20 protein-coding genes, 1 other RNA gene and 1 pseudogene are annotated in these 22871 nt (G+C 47.7%); 7 read left to right on the top strand and 15 right to left on the bottom strand.

The annotated features are described in order from the left end of the window. Nucleotides 1-101: 101 nt before the first annotated feature. From DW800_RS03825 to DW800_RS03805, 5 genes are all read right to left on the bottom strand, one after another. On the bottom strand, nt 102-962 hold the full coding sequence (locus DW800_RS03825; protein ID WP_002561589.1) for an RNA polymerase sigma factor RpoD/SigA: 861 nt from the start codon (nt 960-962) through the stop codon (nt 102-104). Nucleotides 963-1154: 192 nt separating this feature from the next. After that, nucleotides 1155-2684 carry a Do family serine endopeptidase gene (locus DW800_RS03820; RefSeq protein ID WP_005831283.1) on the bottom strand — a complete coding sequence of 510 codons (1530 nt, stop codon included), beginning with the start codon at nt 2682-2684 and terminating at the stop codon, nt 1155-1157. Between the two features lie 347 nt (nt 2685-3031). Continuing rightward, nucleotides 3032-4366 (bottom strand): transglutaminase-like domain-containing protein, encoded by a 1335-nt coding sequence (locus tag DW800_RS03815; protein ID WP_119957825.1) that lies wholly within the window; start codon nt 4364-4366, stop codon nt 3032-3034. Further along, complete coding sequence (locus DW800_RS03810) at nt 4363-5535, bottom strand: dipeptide epimerase (protein WP_119957824.1); 1173 nt, start codon at nt 5533-5535, stop codon at nt 4363-4365. The genes DW800_RS03815 and DW800_RS03810 overlap by 4 nt, the downstream gene beginning before the upstream one ends. A 155-nt stretch (nt 5536-5690) precedes the next feature. Beyond that, nucleotides 5691-6896 carry an NlpC/P60 family protein gene (locus tag DW800_RS03805; protein ID WP_044468207.1) on the bottom strand — a complete coding sequence of 402 codons (1206 nt, stop codon included), beginning with the start codon at nt 6894-6896 and terminating at the stop codon, nt 5691-5693. Nucleotides 6897-7096: 200 nt separating this feature from the next. On the opposite strand from DW800_RS03805, the gene rnpB reads away from it, so the two are divergent. Both rnpB and DW800_RS03795 read left to right on the top strand, forming a co-directional pair. Further along, nucleotides 7097-7510: RNase P RNA component class A (gene rnpB, locus DW800_RS03800), an RNA gene on the top strand. A 30-nt stretch (nt 7511-7540) separates the two neighbouring features. Next, nucleotides 7541-8860, top strand: a complete 1320-nt coding sequence (locus DW800_RS03795) for a YihY/virulence factor BrkB family protein (RefSeq protein ID WP_005832288.1) — start codon at nt 7541-7543, stop codon at nt 8858-8860. Nucleotides 8861-8996: 136 nt separating this feature from the next. Here DW800_RS03795 and DW800_RS03790 read toward each other — a convergent pair. From DW800_RS03790 to pstC, 6 genes and pseudogenes are all read right to left on the bottom strand, one after another. Further along, a pseudogene (locus DW800_RS03790) lies at nt 8997-9077 on the bottom strand (NAD(P)H nitroreductase); the annotation flags it as partial. A gap of 12 nt (nt 9078-9089) precedes the next feature. After that, a complete protein-coding gene (locus DW800_RS03785; protein WP_005832292.1) occupies nt 9090-9692 on the bottom strand; it encodes a riboflavin synthase in 603 nt (200 codons plus the stop codon). Nucleotides 9693-10043: 351 nt separating this feature from the next. Continuing rightward, the gene (gene phoU / locus DW800_RS03780; RefSeq protein WP_035448804.1) at nt 10044-10739 is read right to left on the bottom strand and encodes a phosphate signaling complex protein PhoU; all 696 of its coding nucleotides are present in this window, start codon (nt 10737-10739) and stop codon (nt 10044-10046) included. A gap of 60 nt (nt 10740-10799) precedes the next feature. After that, nucleotides 10800-11555, bottom strand: coding sequence for a phosphate ABC transporter ATP-binding protein PstB (pstB, locus tag DW800_RS03775; protein ID WP_055288615.1), 756 nt, complete (start codon nt 11553-11555; stop codon nt 10800-10802). 17 nt (nt 11556-11572) lie between these two features. Continuing rightward, complete coding sequence (pstA, locus tag DW800_RS03770; RefSeq protein ID WP_057089507.1) at nt 11573-12433, bottom strand: phosphate ABC transporter permease PstA; 861 nt, start codon at nt 12431-12433, stop codon at nt 11573-11575. Between the two features lie 12 nt (nt 12434-12445). Beyond that, the gene (pstC, locus tag DW800_RS03765) at nt 12446-13630 is read right to left on the bottom strand and encodes a phosphate ABC transporter permease subunit PstC (protein WP_119957823.1); all 1185 of its coding nucleotides are present in this window, start codon (nt 13628-13630) and stop codon (nt 12446-12448) included. A gap of 191 nt (nt 13631-13821) precedes the next feature. Between pstC and DW800_RS03760 the strand changes: the two genes are divergently transcribed. The 4 genes from DW800_RS03760 to DW800_RS03745 all read left to right on the top strand — a co-directional run bounded on the left by DW800_RS03760 (nt 13822) and on the right by DW800_RS03745 (nt 18541). Continuing rightward, nucleotides 13822-14643, top strand: coding sequence for a PstS family phosphate ABC transporter substrate-binding protein (locus DW800_RS03760; protein WP_119957822.1), 822 nt, complete (start codon nt 13822-13824; stop codon nt 14641-14643). 74 nt (nt 14644-14717) lie between these two features. Then, nucleotides 14718-16457 carry a glutamine--tRNA ligase/YqeY domain fusion protein gene (locus DW800_RS03755; protein ID WP_119957821.1) on the top strand — a complete coding sequence of 580 codons (1740 nt, stop codon included), beginning with the start codon at nt 14718-14720 and terminating at the stop codon, nt 16455-16457. 4 nt (nt 16458-16461) lie between these two features. Then, entirely contained in the window at nt 16462-17874 is a 1413-nt protein-coding gene (locus DW800_RS03750) for a tetratricopeptide repeat protein (RefSeq protein ID WP_005831314.1), read from the top strand. Nucleotides 17875-17902: 28 nt separating this feature from the next. Next, nucleotides 17903-18541 (top strand): DedA family protein, encoded by a 639-nt coding sequence (locus DW800_RS03745; RefSeq protein ID WP_005831315.1) that lies wholly within the window; start codon nt 17903-17905, stop codon nt 18539-18541. A gap of 87 nt (nt 18542-18628) precedes the next feature. On the opposite strand, the gene tpx is transcribed toward DW800_RS03745, so the two are convergent. Further along, nucleotides 18629-19129 carry a thiol peroxidase gene (tpx, locus tag DW800_RS03740; RefSeq protein ID WP_117878497.1) on the bottom strand — a complete coding sequence of 167 codons (501 nt, stop codon included), beginning with the start codon at nt 19127-19129 and terminating at the stop codon, nt 18629-18631. A gap of 126 nt (nt 19130-19255) precedes the next feature. On the opposite strand from tpx, the gene DW800_RS03735 reads away from it, so the two are divergent. Continuing rightward, nucleotides 19256-19855, top strand: coding sequence for an HdeD family acid-resistance protein (locus tag DW800_RS03735; protein ID WP_005831320.1), 600 nt, complete (start codon nt 19256-19258; stop codon nt 19853-19855). 63 nt (nt 19856-19918) lie between these two features. On the opposite strand, the gene DW800_RS03730 is transcribed toward DW800_RS03735, so the two are convergent. From DW800_RS03730 to DW800_RS03720, 3 genes are all read right to left on the bottom strand, one after another. Further along, complete coding sequence (locus tag DW800_RS03730) at nt 19919-20512, bottom strand: master DNA invertase Mpi family serine-type recombinase (protein WP_005831322.1); 594 nt, start codon at nt 20510-20512, stop codon at nt 19919-19921. A 229-nt stretch (nt 20513-20741) separates the two neighbouring features. After that, nucleotides 20742-21983 (bottom strand): DegT/DnrJ/EryC1/StrS family aminotransferase, encoded by a 1242-nt coding sequence (locus DW800_RS03725; RefSeq protein WP_119957820.1) that lies wholly within the window; start codon nt 21981-21983, stop codon nt 20742-20744. Nucleotides 21984-22237: 254 nt separating this feature from the next. Beyond that, nucleotides 22238-22870, bottom strand: coding sequence for an MBL fold metallo-hydrolase (locus DW800_RS03720; RefSeq protein WP_119957819.1), 633 nt, complete (start codon nt 22868-22870; stop codon nt 22238-22240). Nucleotide 22871 lies beyond the last annotated feature (1 nt).

Genomic DNA, 22871 nt, shown 5'->3' with positions numbered 1-22871 from the left:
ATGAATTATCAATGGGGCAAAGATATAAAAAAAACCGCACGCCTACTAAAGACGTACGGTTTTTTAATTCCTTCTATTTGTCGGAAACTGATATTTCTTATTTATCCCAAATAAGATTTGAGCAATTTACTACGATTACTTTGTCTTAATCTTCTGATTGCTTTTTCCTTAATCTGACGCACACGCTCACGGGTCAAGCCGAATTTGTCGCCGATTTCCTCTAATGTCATTTCCTGCTGTCCGATACCGAAAAACATCTGTATGATTTCTTTTTCCCTATCGGTTAACGTAGAAAGAGCTCTATCAATTTCCCTCGCAAGAGACTCGTTCACCAAAGAGCGGTCGGCCATAGGGGAGTCGTCGTTGACCAGCACATCGAGCAAGCTGTTGTCCTCTCCTTCTACAAAAGGTGCGTCCACCGAAATGTGACGGCCGGACACCTTCAGCGTATCAGAGATTTTGTCAACAGGGATTTCCAGTTCATCGGCAAGCTCTTCAGGAGACGGACGACGTTCGTTTTCCTGCTCGAACTTGGAGAAGGCCTTGCTGATTTTATTCAGCGAGCCTACCTGGTTCAACGGAAGACGTACAATACGCGACTGCTCTGCCAAAGCCTGCAGAATGGACTGACGTATCCACCATACTGCATAACTGATGAACTTGAAACCACGTGTTTCATCGAACTTTTCGGCAGCCTTGATCAGTCCTAAATTACCCTCGTTAATCAAGTCGGGCAAACTCAAACCTTGGTTTTGGTACTGCTTGGCCACAGATACAACGAAACGCAGATTGGCACGTGTCAATTTCTCCAGTGCAACACGGTCACCCTTGCGGATGCGCTGAGCGAGCTCCACTTCCTCTTCAACAGTAATGAGGTCTTCGCGACCGATTTCCTGCAAATACTTGTCAAGAGAAGCGCTCTCTCTGTTAGTGATACTTTTTGTAATTTTAAGTTGTCTCATTCTTACTAATACAGATTTGGGTTGCAAAGGTACGACAAATTATTTTGTTACAATAATCTCATCCTAACTTTTTCACCTTATTTATATCTTATCCTATATAACAAAAAGGATGCCGGTATGTATTGTACCGACACCCCCTTTTCGCTATTGTTAGCTAATATTACAATCTTCTTACCTAACTATCCTTATTTTTTATTCTTGAGTCAAATCAACGGCATACATTGCACGTTTTCCTGACGGGAACATACCGGTGATGAACAAACCTTGCTCAGGAGACTTTCTTGCCTCTTTCATCGCCTTTTCCAAATCGTCCACCGTCTTCATCGGCACTCCGTTGGCTTTCAGAATGATGAAGCCCTTGCGAATACCTGCATCGGCCATCTTACCATTGGTAACCCCGGTAACTTCCAGACCGTACCCCAGGTTCAACTGCTTCTTCAGCTCGGAAGATACGGGCTTGAAGGCTGCACCCAAGATTTCCATTCCGGCATCCTTCACTACCTTCGTAGTGCCTTGCTCATTCTTCAGCGTGATTTCGAATTCCTTTTCCTTCTTGTCACGAACCACTGTTACCTTCACTTTGTCGCCCGGACGGTGTTTTGCCAGCATTTCCTGCAAATCCGAGAACTTGTGAATCTTCTTGCCGTTCAATGCTATGATTACATCATTTTCCTTCAAGATGCCGGCAGCGGAACCACCTTCAACAACTTCGGCCACATAGATACCCTCTTTCACACCAAGTTCGTCGGCCTTCTTCTTCAGTTCTTCGGTCCAGCGTTCGTCCATCTGCAGGTCTGTGCTCAAATCACTACCCTTGATGCCAAGGAGCGCGCGCTGCACGGTACCAAACTGTTTCAAGTCGGCTACCACCTTTGTCATAATGCTGGTAGGGATGGCAAAACCATAGCCGGAATAAGCACCCGTGGGTGAGTAAAGCATGGCATTGATACCAACCAGCTCGCCTTTGGCATTCACCAACGCACCACCACTATTACCTTGGTTGATGGCAGCATCCGTCTGAATGAAAGACTGGATGTTTGCAGCTTGTCCATTGGAGGCAGAAGAGCCAATGGAACGGGCTTTTGCACTGACGATACCAGCTGTTACGGTAGAGTTCAGGTTGAACGGATTACCTACTGCCAATACCCATTCTCCCACCTTCAACTGGTCGGAGTCACCAACCGGAATTGTCGGGAAGTCATCCCCTTCAATCTTAATCAATGCCAAGTCCGTGCTGGGGTCAGTACCGATGATGCGTCCTTTCAGCTCACGGTCGTCATTCAGTTTCACAGTGATTTCATCAGCACCTTCCACCACGTGATTGTTCGTCACAATATATCCGTCTTTGGAGATGATGACACCCGAACCGAAACCTACACGCGGCTGGGTCTGTATCTGGCGCTGGCGTCCACGACCGTCTCCAAAGAAGAAGTCAAAAATATCCGGCTGTTCTTGCACCGTCTGAGTCTTGCTCAACTGAGTGGCACGTATATGCACTACAGCATGGAGCGAACTCTCCGCTGCTTGTGTCAAATCCACAGGCTGGGCATCCGTTGCATGGAAAGCCGCCGGTAGCAGATTATTGGGGTTCTGTTGGAACAACTCGCTGAATGCGGCAGGCTTTTCCTTATTCAGCATCTTATAAGTGGTCAATCCAGCCACTCCAGAGCTCAGGAGCACGATAGCCGCAACTCCAAGGATGTTTTTTGTTGTCTGTTTCATACTATTCTTCCTATTCTTTAAATTGTTAATATTCAAGTTTCGTTTAACATTACGACGTTAAAATAACGACAAAAAACGTTCAGTTATTCCGCTTGTCACTCTTTTTTGTTCTCTTTTAACAGAGGATATTTAGGGCTTAACAGCGGTTAACGGCAAAGACTGACAAATTAGCATTTATGTACGATTGCTGACTGTTAAAGAACTGACAGATAGGGCATAAAAAGACGCATCACCCGTTGCGGCCGAAACGGATGATGCATTTGGGGTAAACAGATGATGCGTTTATACCAAACAGATGATGTGTTCGGGCTGAACGCATCATCTGTTTTTAGAGGGCAGATAGCACCTTAATAATTCAAGTAATCAATGTCCATGTGGTAGTCCCACTGCGGGAAGTAGAGGTTACCTCCCTCCCACTCCACCTCGCCACGCTGGAAGTCGACGGTCTCGCTGCGGGGATACTGCTTTTCGGGCTGTAGCGGCATGCCGTAATCAGTGTTCACAATCATGCGCCAAGAGTCTATACCACCCAGGAAGAAATATTCTTCGTCGGCATTGCGGGCAAAGGCAGGAATGCCGAATGACTGGTCGACAGGCACCCAACCCACACCCTCGAAGTAGACTTCTGCCCAATCGTGCAGATTCCATGCACGGGGATGCATCATGAAGCCGCTCTGGAAATGTGCGGGAATTCCACTGATGCGGCAAAGCGTAATGAACAGCAGGCTGACTTGGCCACAGTCTCCGTGACGGTTGTCCAACACATATTCCGGGATATTCTCAATGGTGGAATATTCGCGTGCAGAAGCCCACGGGAAGTTGTCATTCACCCAACGGAAGATACGTTTGGCTTTCAGGTAGGGGTTGGTTTCACCGGCTGTCAATTTGGCAGCAAGTTCGCGCAAGCGCGGGGAAAAGACGATATGCTTCTCACGCTCGGCAGTATATTCCTTATAAAGGGCGGTCGTCGTATCATAGGGCTGCACGTCTTCCGGCTTCAGATTATGCCATTCGCCGTTGGCGGTAAACTCAAAGGTTTCGGAGAATACGGTCGGTTCGCCTTCGACAGCACGTTTCTCCATGTACAATGTACTGTGACGGCACTCGGGCGACGAAAAGGTGTATTGCGGTTCGCTGGCCGAAATGAACTTGACATCCTGCTGCCGGGCCTGGTCCTGACGGGGATAGGGTAACCAGCAACGGATGATTTTCCCGGCAGGCACGGCATTGGTATCTACGGTCAACGTGTAGGTGACGCGCATGCGCTTCGGCGCAACAATGGCCTTGCCCTCTTTCTTCACAGCAGAAATGATTTCGGGCAGGTTCTCCATATTCACTTTCTCGCTGCCACTCGGCGAAGTGCCTTCCTTGGCTATCTTGATGTCATAGCAAGTGGAGTCCACACGAAACAGATTAGGTCCGGCATTGCGGAAATAGCGTTTCTCTCCATCCAGCATCATGCACTCCAAAGCTTTGGAGGCTTCCCACTGGCGCATCTGCTCATCGGTCACGTCGGGAATATACTTGCGGATATAGTCCTTCACCTGGGATTCCGTCATACAGAAATCCGTAAGCAGACGTTGGTGCAGGTCGTCCTCCCAATTATAGGGCTTGCTCTCGGGCTTCGTGCTGCATGCAGAAGCCATCACAAACAGAGCGACGGTATACAATAGCTTTCTCATAACTTCACCACTCCAATACCCGGCAAATCGGGCAACGTTATCTTACCTTTCACAACCTCCATACCCTTGAAACGGTCGTTCGCAATCAGCAGACTACCGTCCAAGTCGGCAAAGTCCACTGCCGGAGAGAATTGGGAGGCAGCGGTAATGGCACAAGAGGTCTCGGTCATACATCCTACCATCACTTTCATGTCCAATACACGTGCCAAAGTCACCATCTTCCAGGCTTCGCGCATGCCGGTACACTTCATCAGCTTGATGTTGATGCCCGTAAAGGCGCCCTTCAAGCCTGCCACATCCTTCAGACGCTGAATGGACTCATCGGCAAATATGGGTAACGGGCTTTGCTGGGCGACCCATGCGATATCGTCCAATTGTTCCTTGGGCATCGGTTGCTCTATCATGACAATTCCTTTTTCGTGCAGCCAATGTATCATATCGAGCGCATGATGTTTGTCTTTCCAGCCCTGGTTGGCATCAATGGCAATCGGAAGGTCTGTCACCGAACGGATGGTCTCTATCATTTCTTTGTCGTTCTCCCGCCCCAGCTTCACTTTAAGGATATTGAACCGGTCGGCACACTCTTTCGTCTTTTCACGCACCACGTCGGCCGTATCAATGCCGATGGTGAAAGTTGTAGAGGGAGTCTTTTCCTTGTCCAACCCCCATATCTTATACCAAGGGGCTTGCAACAGTTTGCCCACAAGGTCGTGCAAGGCGATGTCCACAGCAGTTTTAGCAGCGGAATCCCCTGCCGAGAGGCTGTCTATATAAGCCAGTATATCTTCCAGCTGAAAGGGGTCTGAGAATTGGCCGATAACATCCTGCACCTTCTTCAGAAAAGCCAGTACACTGTCCATCGTGCCTAATTCGTGTTGCAGGTACGGGGGCATGGAGGCTTCACCATAACCGATAATGCCATCATATTCTATCTCGACTTGAACGTCGGGAGTGGTAGTACGCGAGTAGGTGGCCACTGTAAAGACATGGCGCAATTTCAGTTCATAGGGGAAGAAACGCAGTTTCATTTTGGGGGTTACACCTGCCCTACTGTTCACGTTGAACAAGGAAGGAGCGTCATTTCCTCCGGCAAATACATGATTGATTGCCATGCCTGAGCCGAGTGCGGCAAAAGCGGCGGTTTTCAGGAAATCTCTTCTGTTTGACATAATTGTGTGTGTATTAAATGTGCCAATATGCTAATGTACTAATGTGCCAATGGGCTGCGCTATATATATGCTACGTCATGTTTGCACCGTCACGCCGAGGTCATTGGCATATTGGCACATTAGCACATTGAATATATTGGCACATTAGCATATTATTACATTGAATAAAATGGATTCGTTTTCGTTGTATTGAGCGACGCCTCCTTATTTATATAAGGTAACACGCGCGTAGCGAACAACAGTCTACCGAGGTTGTATTCATCGAACAGCTCGTCGTCGGGGCTGAAGCTATTGACGCGCACATCGCCTTGCGAATGGATGAAACGCTTGTTGCCGATATACATGCCGACATGTACCACACGTTCCTTGCGTTCCGGCGTCGCCTTGCGCCCGAAGAAAATCAAATCGCCCGGCTGGAGGTTACTGAAATCAGGAGCAATATCGATATGCTCGCCCACGTATGCCTGCTGGGAAGCATCCCGCGGAATGATGATGTCGTGCATGAAAAGAACGGTGCGCATGAAGCCGCTACAATCCACCCCTTTGGAGGAAGTGCCAGCCCAAAGATAAGGGATGCCCATCATGCTATGCGCCGTAGCTATAATGCTGGCTGCGTCCTGCTTCAAGGCTGCCCGCCATTTCTTCTCAGGCATAGAGATGGATTTGGAGATATATCCCTGGCGGCCGTCGGGATAAGCCACCTTATAAAAGGCACCTTTTGTCCCCTCCCACTTCAGGCGGTTTCCGGCAGCAACATCAGAGACGGTCTGCGATGCCTGGCTGGGCTGTGAGTAGACAAAGCCATAATGCGAAGTCACCACTATTTTCTCTGCATTGTTCCAAGCGGTCAGCTCTTCCCGCGTGACGGGATGTATGCCTACTCGGTGTACCCATGCAATGTAGTTGTCCGGTGTCTGGATACGGTACCAGCCGTCGCGCTGCAACACCCGCACCGGCATACCCATCAAGCCTTGCGTCATCATTTCTGAAGAGAAATCCGGGGCTACCCGAAGATTGCACACAGACACATTGACAATGCCATACGTCTTGCCTTCAAGTCCGGCCTCATCCGGAAGCACTTGCAGACAATCCATCACCGCATATCCTTTCTTTGCCAAACCATCCAGCAAAGCCGTCTTTGCCTCTGCCGAAGTGGTGACACCACGCAACATCACATTCTTTCCGGAGAAAGAGTAATCCACATCGAACAAAGCCACGCGCTTGTCCGGTGCAAACTTTTGTTTCAAACTGTCAGCGAGTTGCGCCACTTCTGCAGGTATTGTACGGTCACCCACTTCCGAAGCGACAGCAAAAAGCGGGATTAACAGAAATAAAGAAAAAAGAGAGGATAACTTTTTCATTGGCCAAAAGGATTTGGGGGTTATTACTAATAGCAAAGCTACGAATTTATTCCGAAATAGATACATGTTTTTAAGATAATTAAGGGTAAAGAATGAAGAATGAAGGATTCATCCGTACTGCATCCGCACACTGCACAACAAATTCTTCATCCTTCATTCTTCATTCTTCATTAATATTCCGTATCTTTGTACCCTATAAAGCAGTTGGTCGGTCTGTCGCTTGCGCCTCGTGCGTATGAGGAAAGTCCGGGCAACACAGAGCGTCCCACTTCCTAACAGAAAGCTGTCCGTGAGGGTAGAGTAACGTAGAAGAAAATAACCGCCGTCGCCCTTGGGCTACGGTAAGGGTGAGAAGGTGGGGTAAGAGCCTACCAGTCTTGTGGCGACACAAGGGCTGTGCGTCTTGGGAGTTGTAAGGTCATGTAAACCGACGTTATGAGAGTTGCTCGCTCCATGTCGGAGGGTAGACCGCTAAAGCTTGTATGGTGACATGCGGCTCAGATAAATGACAGACACTTCTTTAATGGAGAATGGATAATGAAGAATGGATAATTCCTAATTAGGCTTTTTCAGAAACAGAAGAACAGAACCCGGCTTACAGACTGACTGCTTTTTTATTGACAATGGATAATCGAGATAATAGCATGAACAAGCGTATTGCTGCCCTTTGGAAATTCCTCACCTACGACATCTGGCGTATTACGGAAGATGAAGTCACGCGAACGACCTTTTCCGTATACAATATCATCAAGACGATTTATCTTTGCATCAACCGCTTCACCAAAGACCGGATAGTAAACAAAGCCTCGGCGCTGACTTACAGTACGCTGCTTGCCATCGTGCCTATTCTTGCCATTTTGTTTGCCATAGCCCGCGGTTTCGGATTCGATAATCTGATGGAAAGCCAGATTGTCAACGGTTTCGGCGGTCCTACGGAAACCACGGAAGTCATCCTGCAATTCGTGAATTCGTATTTGTCTCAAACCAAGAGTGGAATATTCATCGGAGTGGGTCTGATTATGTTGCTGTGGACAGTCCTGAATCTAATCAACAATATGGAAATCACCTTCAACCGCATCTGGCAGGTGAAAAAGGCGCGCAGCATGTACCGCAAAATAACGGATTACTTCTCTATGCTTCTGCTGATGCCCATTCTGCTGGTGGTGTCCGGTGGTCTTTCCATCTTCATGAGTACGATGGTGAAGAACCTCGAAGACTTTACCCTGCTGGCTCCCGTCGGCAAGTTTATGGTGCGCCTCATCCCCTTCGTGCTGACCTGGTTCATGTTTACAGCACTGTACGTCTTTATGCCGAATACAAAGGTCAAGCTGAAACACGCACTCATATCCGGTATTCTGGCAGGTACGGCACACCAGGCATTCCAATTCCTTTACATCAGCAGCCAGTTGTGGGTTTCCCGTTACAATGCCATCTATGGTAGTTTTGCCGCCCTTCCGATGTTTCTGCTATGGTTGCAGGTATCCTGGACCATCTGCCTATTCGGTGCCGAACTGACCTACGCCGGACAGAATATCCGGAACTTCAGCTTCGACAAGGATGCGCGCAATATCAGCCGGCGCTACCGCGATTTTATCTCCATCCTGATAATGTCTCTCATAGCCAAGCGCTTTGAACAAGACGCCCAGCCCTATACAGCCGAAGAGATATCCGAAGAGTGCCAGATTCCCATCCGGCTGACACACGAAACCCTTTATGAATTGCAGGAAATCAACCTCCTACATGAAGTGGTGACCGATGAAAAGAGTGAAGACATCGCTTACCAGCCTTCCATGGATATCAACAAAATGAATGTGGCCCTCCTACTGGACAAACTGGACACGCACGGCTCAGAAGATTTCAAAATTGATAAAGAAAATGAATTCAACAACCAATGGGGAGCATTGCTGAAGGCACGGGAGGAATACTACAAGAATGCAAGCAAGGTGCTGCTGAAGGATTTGTAAGCACGCGGAAGTCTTTCCGGAAACTCCGTATCTGCTTTCTTTTTGATTATTTTTTAGACGCGGATGACGCGGATTGGAATATTAAAAAAATCCGCGTCATCTGCGTCATCTGTGTCTAAAAAGTAAATCACCGATATTTCTCAGGCTCCACGGCACGAGTCATATCATAGGCACGGTCACTCTGACGGGATGCCACTAATTGCAGGAAATCGTCCATAGTGCCGTTACCTTATTTATATTGTATCATGCGGCTGATGTACTTACCAATGATATCGAACTCCAGATTCACCACACTGCCCACTTTGAAAGCATGGAAATTGGTATGCTCAAAGGTGTAAGGAATAATGGCCACCTGGAAAGTATCGTCGGTGGGATTGCACACGGTCAGGCTGACACCATTGACCGTTACCGAGCCTTTGTCTACCGTGATGTAGCCGCGCTTTGCCATCTCCTTGTCAAAAGCATACCGGAAAGTAAAGTAATAGCTTCCTTCCGCATCCTTTATATCGATGCAAGTGGCAGTCTGGTCCACATGTCCTTGAACGATATGGCCATCCAGCCGGCCGTTCATCATCATACTACGCTCCACATTCACTTCATCTCCCACCTGCAACAAGCCAAGATTGGAACGGTCCAGCGTTTCCTTCATGGCCGTCACGGTATAGGTATCATCTGTCAGACTGACTACCGTCAGGCAAACACCATTGTGAGACACACTCTGGTCTATTTTTAATTCACTGACGAATGAACACTTGAAAGTAAAATGTACATTCTCCTGGTCTTTGACCATCGCCACCAATGTGGCACATTCTTCTACTATTCCGGAAAACATGGTTCTATATACTTTTAGGTTATACGCGATTTATTATTAATATGCGCAAAGATACAAAAAGCCCTTCGTATAGGTACAAAAAAAGGAAGCTTTTCACAAAGCCTCCTTTTTCAGTTTTCAATAGGTATTAGTTTTTTTTTAAGGTAAAAAGATTGTTTTCAGGATAACGATGCAAATATAGGCGCTTTTCGTGATACTAACCAAATTAAAAAACATGTCTTATAACATCTTTTTGAAAAATCATTTAAGTTTATTATCATTTCAAAGCATTTTTCTACACCTGCAATCGTTTTCAATGGACAAATATAAGGCTATTTTCCATGAAACACTGAAATTATCCTAAAATTTTGTTTATTTCTTATCATTTAAGTAGTGTTCGTCTGTCCGCCCACTATGTTTTAACACTTTTGCGTCGATAAAGAACACTATTTCTTCGGCAATATTCGTGATGTGGTCGCCGGAACGCTCCAATTTGCGGAACACGCTCACCAGATTCAGACAAGAGAGTGCACTCTCCGGATGCCGGCTGATGTAGTCGGCAAGAATGGCAGTGGCCTCCGCATTGATTTCGTCCAGCATATTGTCCTTGGCAAACACGGCGGTAGCCAGTTCCTGGCTCTCCTCCTGAAGTGCCTGCTTGGCAAGCTCGAGCATGGAGAGCACCTGGGCTATCATCTCTTCGAGACGAAGTTGCTTGACCAGCTCAGTATCCAATGCCGGTTCATGGCAGTTGAGGGCAAAGCGGGCGATGCCTTCTGCAAAGTCGCCCAGACGCTCCAGATTCGTATTGATTTTGAGCATGGCAAGCACAAAGCGCAGGTCGATGGCAACGGGGTTGTAAAGGGCAATGATATCCTCCACGTCGCTGTCTATTTTCAGTTCGAAAGCATTGACGCGACGTTCGCGCACCAATACCTGCTGGGCCAGTTCCCGGTCCAGCGTAAGCACGGCATCACCTGCACGGTCGAGCTGATTATATACCAGGGTCCACATTTCGTCTATTTCCTTTTTCAGCAAGACGAGTTCAGATTCGATAAACTTCACCATAATGTTTCTATTTTAAAATTACTTTTGTACAACTTATTTTTGCTTGTATGGAACAATCCGCTACCCGAAACGTCCCGTGATGTAGTTCTGCGTCTCCACCTTATCGGGATTCGTAAATATCTTCCGGGTATCTCCAAACTCCACCATCCGCCCCATATAGAAGAAAGCCGTATTATCACTGACACGCGCTGCCTGCTGCATGTTGTGGGTGACGATGACGATAGTGTACTGCTTCTTCAACTCGTGGATAAGCTCTTCCACCTTGGCGGTGGAGATGGGGTCGAGGGCGGATGCCGGCTCGTCCATCAGCAGGACCGAAGGAGACACCGCCATGGCACGGGCTATGCAGAGGCGTTGCTGCTGACCGCCGGAGAGGGCGTAGGCGGAGACTTTCAGCTTGTCCTTCACCTCGTCCCAAAGGGCGGCGCCTTTCAAGGTTTCTTCCACCCGCTGACGGATGAAGGCGTTATCGGTGATGCCATTCACACGAAGTCCGTAGGCAACGTTCTCGAAGATGCTTTTGGGGAAAGGATTGGGCCGCTGGAACACCATGCCTACGTTCTTGCGGAGTTCGTCCACTTGCACTCCTTTTCCATAGATGTCTTGTCCGTCAATGCGTATCTCGCCGGTCAGACGGGTGTCGGGAATCAAATCGTTCATGCGGTTCAGCAGGCGCAGGAAGGTAGACTTTCCACAGCCCGAGGGGCCGATGAAGGCTATCACAGACTTCTCCTCAATGTCCATGCTGATGCCTTTCAGGGCATGGAAATCGCCATACCAGAAGTTCACGTCACGGGTTTCTATCTTGTTCTTCATACCTATTGTATATGTTTTCAATTCGTCTTAATCTTCTTCTCAAAGTATTTCCGCAGGGCGTTTGCCAACAGATTCACCAGGAGGATAATCAGTATCAGCACCAATGCTGTGCCATAAGCGATGGGAAGCTGCGCTTCCATATCCGTACCGCTGGTAGAGATGACATAGAGGTGATAAGGAAGCGCCATGCACTGGTCGAAGATACCGGTCGGCAGTTGCGGCAGGAAGTAGGCGGCACAGGTGAAAAGGATGGGTGCCGTCTCGCCCGAAACGCGCCCCAGCGCCAGAATCAGTCCGGTGATGATATTGGGCATTCCCATCGGCAGGATGACATGCCAGATGGTCTGGAGCTTGGTGGCTCCCAACGCGCGGCTTCCTTCGCGCATGCTGTCGGGGATGGCTTTCAGTGCTTCTTCCGTGGTGCGGATAACCAAAGGCAGACTCAGCAAGCCCAGTGTCAACGAACCTGCCAGGATGCTGTCTCCAAAATCCATATAGTTGACGAACAGTGCCATGCCGAACAGACCGAACACGATGGAAGGGATGCCGCTCAGATTATTCGTCATCATCCGTATGAAGCGTACTACCCAGCCTTTCGGCACATACTCATTCATATAAATGCCGCTCATCACTCCCACCGGAAAAGCAAACAAGGCACTACCCGCCATCAAACAGAACGTACCTACAATGGCAGGAAGGATTCCGCCGGCAGTCATACCGTTGGTAGGAGCTGTAGTGAGGAACTCCCAATCGATGACTCCTATACCTTTATATATAATGAAACCGAGGATTGCAAAAAGAATCCCCACCACACTCAGGCTCAACAGACGGAACAAGCCGAATGCCATGTTTTGCGAAAGATGCTTCCTATTAACCATATCTATCTTCTTTTATTTTCGTCTTGGCGAAACCGCTTCCACCGTGAAGTTTATCAATAAACTGATGAAGAACAGCACAACACCCAACAGGAACAATGCTTCGTAGTGAGGTCCGCCGGCAGGCGCCTCGCCCAGTTCGGCGGCAATCGTTGCCGGAATGGTGCGCAGCGGTTCCAAGATGGTATGGGGAATGACGGCGGCGTTGCCTGTCACCATCAGCACAGCCATCGTCTCGCCCACCGCACGGCCGATGCCTAACACCACCCCGGAGGTGATGCCCGAAATGGAGTAAGGAATCACCACCTTATATATAGTTTGCCATTGCGATGCTCCCAGTGCCAAGCTGGCTTCGCGCATGGCGCGGGGACAATTCCTCATCGCGTCTTCTGTCACCGTTATGATGGTGGGCAACGCCATAATGGCAAGCACAATACTGCCCGCCAGCCCGCTCTCGCCTACCGGCAAGTTGAACACCTGCTGCAAAAACGGCACAATGACAATTAAGCCGAAAAAGCCGTAGACCACCGACGGTATGCCACTCAGCAACTCAATGATGGGCTTCAGCAGATTCCTTACCCGGGAATTGGCTACCTCCGACATATAGATTGCCACCGACAGACCAAACGGCAATGCAAAGAGGATGGCAAACAGACTGACCCACAGCGTCCCCGTAATGAGCGGCAAAAAGCCGAACTGCGCAGCAGGTATTGCCGTGGGAAACCATTCGGCACCGGCAAAGACGTCCTTCACCGAAATGGTGTTGTCTTTCAGCAGATGCACCGAATCCGGACGGACAATGAACTGCTGCGGTACAAAGGCTATAATGCCAGGCGTACGCTCCACCAGCTCCGTAATGCAGGCACCTGCATTTTCGTAGGAAGCGCCCAACTGCTCTTCCGTATAATACAGTGTGATGTCCTCCAAACGGAAAAGGAGGATAGGAAGGTCCTCCCCTCCCACTTCGTTCCAGTTTGTCAGCTCTTCATCAAAGACATTCTTTATCTGTGCCGGAGTCAGTTCGCCCACCCGGTTCTCCTTATTCAAGGCCAATACATACCCTTCTTCTATCACCTTGCTGCTGAACAAGCCCAGCGCTTCGGAAAAGAGGAACACGACGATAAGTACGATGGTAAGACTCGTCACAAAGCCGCTACAAGCCAGTATACCTTCTACAATCTTCTCAAAAATCTTTTTCATGTTGCCTATTGATTTCTGTATGCAAAGGAACGAGCCGGATGTTAAGGCAGTGTGACTAACGTTTGAAAGAAATGTTTCAAAGGTGTTACAAAACTATTACAACGACTCAAAGCACATTCCATGTAACACATTTGTAATATCCATTACCTTAATTTGCATCATGTGTTTACCCTATTTGCACCATGTGTTTTATGAAGACAAGAAAATTACTCCTACTCCTCGCCCTGGCAGCTGCCACCACTGGCATGCAGGCGCAACGCATCAAAGGCAGCGACACCGTGCTCCCCATAGCGCAGCAGACCGCCGAACGCTTTATGACCCTAAACCCCTCTGCCCGTGTCACCGTGACCGGCGGCGGAACCGGTGTCGGTATTTCAGCCCTGCTGGACCAGACCACGGACATCGCCATGGCTTCCCGCGCCATCAAGTTCAGCGAAAAGATGAAGGCCAAAGCCGCCGGAGAAGACTTGGCAGAAGTTCCCATCGCCTACGATGCCCTTGCCGTAGTGGTCCACCCCTCCAACCCAGTGAAACAACTGACCCGCCAACAACTGGAAGATATCTTCCGGGGCAAAGTCACCAACTGGCAGCAAGTGGGCGGAGACGACCGCAAAATCGTAGTCTACTCCCGCGAGACTTCCTCCGGTACCTACGAGTTCTTCAAGGAAAGCGTACTGAAAAACAAGAACTACATGAGCAGCAGTCTCTCCATGCCTGCCACGGGAGCCATTATCCAATCCGTCAGCCAAACTCGCGGAGCCATCGGATATGTGGGTCTAGCCTATGTATCACCGCGTATCAAGACACTCGCCGTTTCATACGACGGGCAGCATTATGCCGCTCCCACGCTGGAGAATGCCATCAATAAGACTTATCCGATAGTACGCCCGCTATACTATTATTATAACCGAAAAAACGCCTCGGTCGTAGCCACTCTGCTCGATTTCATCTTGTCTGCCGCAGGACAGAAAATCATCAAAGAGAGCGGATATATCCCGGTACATAAAGAATAAATCTTCATTCTTCATTCTTCATTCTTCATTTTTTTACCCTATCTTTGTCCCCACGATACGAAAATAGTAACATTATGGCAGAAATAAAGAGCGAAGAAACAAGCGAAAAAAAGAGCTTGAACTTCATTGAGCAAATAGTAGAAAACGATTTGAAAGAGGGTAAAAACGGGGGAAAAGTACAGACACGCTTCCCGCCCGAACCAAACGGTTACCTCCACATCGGACACGCCAAGGCCATCTGCCTTGATTTCGGTATTGCCGCCGCACACGGCGGTGTCTGCAACCTGCGTTTCGATGACACCAATCCCACCAAAGAAGATGTGGAATACGTAGAGGCCATTAAGGAAGACATCCAATGGCTGGGCTACAAATGGGGTAACGAATATTACGCTTCCGACTATTTCCAGCAATTGTGGGACTTCGCTATCCGCCTCATCAAAGAGGGCAAAGCATACATCGACGAACAGACTTCCGAGCAGATTGCCGCCCAGAAAGGAACTCCCACCCAGCCCGGTGTGGAAAGTCCCTACCGCAACCGTCCTATCGAAGAAACACTGGACTTGTTCCAGAAAATGAACAGCGGCGAGATTGAGGAAGGTGCCATGGTGCTCCGCGCCAAGATAGACATGGCAAGCCCCAACATGCACTTCCGCGACCCTATCATCTACCGTGTAGTGAAGCATCCGCACCATCGCACGGGCACCACTTGGAAGGCTTATCCGATGTACGACTTCGCCCACGGGCAAAGCGACTTCTTCGAAGGCGTGACACACTCGCTCTGCACACTGGAGTTTGTGCCCCACCGTCCACTCTACGATCTCTTCGTGGACTGGGTGAAGGAAGGCAAAGACCTCGACGATAACCGCCCCCATCAGTATGAGTTCAACAAACTGAACCTCAGCTATACGCTGATGAGCAAGCGCAACCTGCTGACTCTAGTCAAGGAAGGCTTGGTAAACGGTTGGGACGACCCCCGTATGCCGACTATCTGCGGTTTCCGCCGTAGGGGATACTCTCCGGAGTCCATTCATAAGTTCATCGACAAAATAGGATATACAACCTACGATGCGCTCAATGAATTCGCCCTGCTGGAAAGCGCCGTGCGCGAGGACTTGAACGACCGCGCCACCCGCGTATCTGCCGTACTGAATCCGGTGAAGCTTATCATCACTAACTATCCCGAAGGGCAAGTGGAAGAGATGGAAGCCGTCAACAACCCCGAGCATCCCGAAGAAGGCAACCACGTCATCGAATTCAGCCGCGAACTCTGGATGGAGCGCGACGACTTCATGGAAGATGCCCCAAAGAAATACTTCCGCATGACACTGGGACAAGAGGTACGTCTGAAGAACGCGTACATCGTGAAGTGTACCGGCTGCAAGAAGAACGACGCCGGTGAAATCACCGAAGTATATTGCGAATATGACCCTGATACCAAGAGCGGTCTGCCCGGAGCCAACCGTAAGGTGAAAGGCACCATCCATTGGGTAAGTTGTGCCCACTGCCTCGAAGCAGAAGTACGTCTCTACGACCGTCTGTGGAAAGTGGAGAACCCGCGCGATGAGCTTGCCGCCATCCGCGAAGCGAAGAACTGCGACGCACTGACAGCCATGAAAGAAATGATCAACCCCGACTCCCTGAATGTGCTGCCCTGCTGCTACATCGAGAAGTACGCTGCCGGCATGCAGCCCCTCTCCTACCTGCAGTTCCAACGTATCGGTTATTTTAATGTTGACAAAGATTCTACGCCAGAAAAAATGGTATTCAACCGTACTGTAGGTCTGAAAGACGTTTGGGGTAAAATCAATAAATAAGAATATGAGTAAAAAAAACCTGCTGTCCGGAAGAGACAAAGAACTGCAAGAAATGGCAGAACAATATGAAGCTGCCAAAGCAGAGAACAGAACCATCTATCTGGACGCAGACGACTTAGCCGACCTCGCAGACTGGTATGCCGTGCATCATAAATATGCCATGGCTACCGAGGTCGTAGAGTATGGCTTGGGAATACATCCGGATAATACGGCTCTGCTGGTGGAACAGGCATACTTGTTCCTCGACACCCAGCATAAAGAGCAAGCCAAAGATATATTGGAACGGATTGCCGAAGAATCTTCCGAAGTGAAAGTGCTGAAAGCCAACCTACTGTTGGGCGAAGGCAAAGAAGAAGAAGCGGAAGCGATACTCGACAGCATAGACGATAAGGACGACCTGGCCAATATCGTTGATGTATCCTATATGTACATCGACATGGGATTCCCGGAAAAAGCATTGACATGGCTGACGCGCGGACTCGAAAAATATGCCGAAGAAGAAGCCTACCTTGCCGTCACCGGCGATTGTTACTATGCCCAGGGACTGTTTGAAAAAGCCACCTTCTTCTTCAATAAGCTGATTGACAAGAATCCGTATTCGGCTCCTTACTGGTTTGGACTGGCCCGTTGCTACTTTGACCAGCAGATGTTCGACAAAGCAATCGAAGCATGCGACTATGCCACGGTGGCCGATGACGAGTTTGCCGATGCCTACCTGATGAAAGGACATTCCTTCTTCCAATTGGGAAATGAGGAAAGTGCCATGGAGAACTACCTGCAAGCCGAAAAGTTCCATCTCGTCTCCCACGGTTTCATCAACACCTTCATCGGCCTGAACAAAACCTCCAAAGGAGAGTGGAAAGAAGGATACGACTATCTGGAAAAAGCCATAACGGCCGAAGACAGCCATGACTTCGCCTTGCCTTCTCTTTATGCCAATGCAGCCCTATGCCTGCACAAGATGGGAAAGAAACGCAAAGCACACCAGTATTGTAAAAAAGCATACGACCTGGCACCCGAAGAGATAGACCCGTACCTGATTGAGGGACGCATCTACATGGAAGAAGGTGAGTATGAGAAAGGTGTGAAGAGATGGGCCAAAGCCTTAGAGTATGCCCCCTATGCGGATACCTGGCACGAAATAGGCATGTGTAGCATGGAAATAGGACAACTGAGCTATGCCAAGCTGGCCTTTGAACATGTCAAAGAGATGGAGCCGGACTTTGAAGGTATCAACGAAAGGCTGACCTCTCTGTATATGCTGCTCAAAGACAAGGAGAACTTCATGAAGTACAACCAGCTGTGCGAACATCCGTTCAGGCTGGAAGAGTTGGACAAATTGCAACAGATACTACAAGAAGATAACCAGGAAGAGCTGGCCCTAGTGATGAAGAATATTTTCAATGCATTACAATAACAGTAATTATATACCACTAATCTAGCAAATGGAATCAGTAGCCTTTATCCAATGGTGTCTCGACCACCTCAATTACTGGACCATCACTTTATTGATGGCCATTGAAAGTTCGTTTATCCCCTTCCCTTCGGAAGTTGTAGTCCCTCCTGCCGCTTGGAAAGCCGCCAACAATGACAACATGAATATATATCTGGTGGTATTGTTTGCAACCATAGGGGCAAATATCGGAGCCTTGATAAACTACTATCTGGCAAAATGGCTGGGACGCCCCATCATTTACAAGTTTGCCAACAGCCGTTTCGGGCACATGTGCCTCATCGACGAAGCCAAAGTGCAGCATGCGGAAGAATATTTTGACAAGCATGGAGCCGTATCAACCTTTGTCGGCCGCCTGATACCTGCCGTACGCCAGTTGATATCCATCCCTGCCGGTCTGGCACGCATGAAGCTGGGAACTTTCTTGCTGTACACCACCTTGGGTGCAGGCCTTTGGAATTCCATCCTGGCTTTTATCGGCTATTACTTGTCCACAGTACCCGGCATCGAGAACGAGGAACAGCTGCTTGCCAAAGTAACGGAATACAGCCATGAGATAGGTTATGTATTTATCGGCATCGGCGTACTCATCGTGGCATTCTTCATCTATAAAGGCATGAAGAAGAAATAAAAAAAACGGCATGATAATAAAAAAGCGGTGGACAGCATGATAAATTCTGTCCACCGCTTTTTATTGCTTATCCCAAATCCAAACTTTCTACTTTACAGCTGCAATAGCTTTATCATAGTCAGGCTCTTGTGTAATTTCAGGTACCAATTCCGTATAGGCAATCTTACCATCTTTGCCGATAACCACTACCGAACGCGCCAATAGACCTGCAAGCGGTCCGTCGGCCATGCGTACCCCGTAGTTTTCATCAAAATCGGAAAAACGGAAATCAGACAAAGGAATCACATTCTCAATACCCTCCGTTGTACAGAAACGTGCATGTGCAAAAGGCAAATCCTTGGAGATTGCCAACACCACGGTATCGGGCAGGCCGGTAGCCAGTTTGTTGAACTTACGTACAGAAGTAGCGCACACACCAGTGTCAAGGCTGGGGAAAATATTCAAAATAACATTCTTCCCGTTCAGTTCCTTCAAAGAGAATGAAGACAAATCTGTTTTTACCAATTCGAAATCGGGGGCAACAGAGCCCACCTTTATAAATTCACCGATAACCTTTACCGGTTGTCCTTTAAATTTTGTTGTAGCCATAGTTTTATCAAATTATATGTATACATAACAAATTACATACAGAAAAAGTTCACCCGAAACTTTTTTCCGGATAAACTGTTATTCTACGGACGAATTAATGATAATCACTTAAAAAATTAAATTCACATGAAAACTATTTTTGACGAACTTCAGCAGGAAGTAAAGAATTGGTGGATTTCACTCATTCTTGGTATTCTTTATGTAATAGTGGCTATAAGCCTGATGTTCTCCCCTCTCAGCGGGTATGCGGTATTGAGCATTCTGTTCAGCGTCTCCATGTTGTTCAGCGGTCTGCTGGAAATATCCTTTGCAGTAAGTAACCGTAGAAGGGTATCCAGTTGGGGATGGTATCTGGCTGGAGGCATCATCGACATGATTCTGGGATTCTACCTGATAGCCTACCCGATGCTCAGCATGGAAGTCATTCCATTCATCATTGCCTTCTGGCTGATGTTCCGCGGCTTCTCATCCGTAGGCTATGCCATGGACCTCAAAAGATACGGGACAAGAGACTGGGGATGGTATGTTGCTTTCGGTATTCTTGCCGTCATCTGCTCGCTCATCATCTTGTGGCAACCGGCAGTAGGTGCCCTTTACGCCGTGTACATGATTTCGTTTGCATTCCTGATTATAGGCTTCTTCCGTATCATGCTGTCATTCGAGCTGAAAAACCTGCACAAGCGCGGGAAAGAGTGGAAGGAAAAGAAAGAAGTATCAGCCGAATAAGTAGCCCACACGAAGCGTGTCAAAAGGAATCCCACCTTTGACACCTTCGTTTAGCCGAATTGCTCAATAACGTCTCAGAAAACGGAACATCGTAGTCCGTGACACTCCCATCTGTCGGGCAAGCTCGGCACACGACTCTCCTCTTTGGTGCTCCCTCACAAGTTTCCTCTTATTCGCATAGAGTATCTTCATTTTGGGTGTGTCCCCTTTCTTCCTGCCCAGATGTTTTCCCTCCTTCCTCCGTCGTTCCAGTGCTTCTTTGGTGCGCATGGAAATCAGATTACGCTCTATCTCGGCCATCAGTCCAAAAGCAAAACCCAGCACTTTGCTGTTGATGTCATTCTGGAACACATACCCCTCTTTGGTACTGTACAGCACCACTCCCCTTTTGATACAGGAGTTAAGAATGGTCATTATCTCCAGCAGTGTCCGGCTAAGCCGTGAAATCTCCGTTATAATCAAGGAGTCTCCCGGTTTCATCCGGTCCAACAAGCCCGCCAGTTTACGCTCTTTGCTACTCACTTTTCCGCTGACCGTCTCCATGTACCATCTGTCGATACTCAACCCATTCTTCTCCGCGAAGCGTATAATTTCCTCGCGCTGATTCTCTAAAAACTGTTTTTCTGTACTTACTCTTAAATAAGCTACTACTGCCATAATTGATAAACGTTTATTGGTTATTATTCACCACCAAAGAACGGTTATTCAAGTAAGAGTGGCAACACACAACTATGACTCTCTATCACAGAGGATCACATTATGGACATCCCCCGAAGTCAGGGAAGACTTCTCGGTAACCATCTCAAATATGCCTATAAACAAAGAAAACAGCCCCACTGAAGCTGTTTTCTGAAATTAGTTCATAAAAAATTGATACTATGTAGTTTCATAGTATACTCTTCTTCATTTCATTCACTATGTATCTCACATCCTCATCCGTCACATAAGGACCACTCGGCAAGCAAAGACCACGCTTGAACAAGTCCTCACTGACACCATTCACATAGGCAGGATTAGCCGCATAAACCGGCTGGAGATGCATGGGCTTCCATAAGGGACGGCTCTCGATACCGGCTTTATCCAAGCAAACACGCATGGCCTCTACATTACGGTTAGGCTCACAAGAAGTATGGGCACTCACTGACTCATGCGTAACACCGGCGGCACCACCTACGGCGCCTTTTACTGTCTCACGGTAGGCATCCTCCTCACCTCTCACATGCAGATTCCCGTCAAGTAGTACCGTGTTCAGCCAATAATTGCTGTCGTAGCGTCCGGAAGGATTCTCATGAAGCGTGATTCCCTCCACATCAGCCAACAGCTCACGATACAGACCGCACAGATACTTATGGTGCGCTATGTGCTCATCCACCACCGTCATCTGGCCGCGACCGATACCTGCACAAATGTTACTCATCCTATAATTATAGCCTATACGCTCATGCTGGTAGTAGGGATAGGACTCACGGGCCTGGGTAGCATAGAACATTATCTCACGTTTGGACTCTTCATCAGGGCAAATCAAAGCACCGCCACCGCTGGTGGTTATCATCTTGTTGCCATTGAAAGAAAGCACACCATATTTGCCAAAAGTTCCAAGAACTTGCCCGTCAAACTTGCTTCCAAAGCCTTCGGCGGCATCTTCTATGACCGGAATATCATATTTATCTGCCACCGACATGATTTGGTCTATCTTGTAGGGCATCCCATACAAAGCCACCGGAACAATCGCTTTGGGCTTTCGGCCGGTCTTGTCGATACGGTCCCTGATAGCCTGCTCCAGAAGAACCGGGTCCATGTTCCATGTATCAGCCTCAGAATCCACGAATACCGGAGTAGCACCGAGGTAGGTCACCGGATGGGAAGAGGCACAAAAGGTAAAGCTTTGTACTATCACTTCGTCACCCTGACCAACTCCGCAAGCGAGCAGGGCCAGGTGTACCGCTGCTGTACCTGCACTCAAGGCCACTACCTTTTTATCCTGTCCCACGAAGCGTTCCAAATCCTGCTCGAAGGCATTCACATTAGGACCGAGGGGTACTACCCAGTTGGTATCGAAGGCTTCCTGTATGAAGCCCATCTCCTTGCCGCTCATGTGAGCGAGGCAAAGATATATTCTCTTATCCATAAAATTATAAATGAATTCTTTTCAAAGAAGTACAATGAATATTATGAAGATATATCTCTTTTTACATAATGTGGAATTAGCAAAAAATCAAGGTTTTTACACATACTCTTCCAATGGCGTATAAATAATAGCCTCAACATCATCTTCAAAATAATAAAATATTTTTCTTATTCAATATATAGAAACACTACATTTATACAAATCAGTGTAAAAATCAGGCTACACTCATACGACTACTAAAAATCCATAAGGCATCAAACACTCTTATAAAATTCTTCAACTTCGCCTAATAAAAAAGAATCTCCATGTCCCGGATATACAGTTGTATCAAGTGGAAATAAACAGAAAATCAAGTTCACACTATTTCTTAGTTCTTCGATAGAAGCCTCATGCCTTTTTTTTAAAATAGGCTGAAAACCTTTCATTACTGTATCACCAGTAAATAATGCATTATTCACCGAAATACAAATCGAACTACTAGAATGTCCTGGAGTATTAATAAAATTAAAATTCAATCCAACCCAATTTACATGAGATGTATAATCTGTTATAATATCAACAGAATCTATTTGAAATGATGAACTATCATTGTAGTACAATAAATTAAAGTAATTCTGAGGTATAGAAATCTTTTGCAAACATCTCTTCGAACAAGCTATTTGAGCATTATATCTTCCTCTCAACACATTAGCTCCCCATACATGATCAAAATGTTCATGTGTCAAAATAATACCTATGAGCCTCAATTCATTCTCATCTAAAAAAGATATTAGCTCTGTAACATCTTTAGATCCAGGATCTATTATAACACATTCCTTAAAACCTTCATTACTGACTAAATATGAATTAGAAGAGACTGGAAAATTTATAAAACGCCTAACATTCATA

Source organism: Bacteroides sp. AM32-11AC, from assembly GCF_003603515.1.
GTDB classification, from domain to species: Bacteria; Bacteroidota; Bacteroidia; order Bacteroidales; family Bacteroidaceae; genus Bacteroides; species Bacteroides uniformis.
This window is presented reverse-complemented; position numbering and strand designations above follow the sequence as displayed.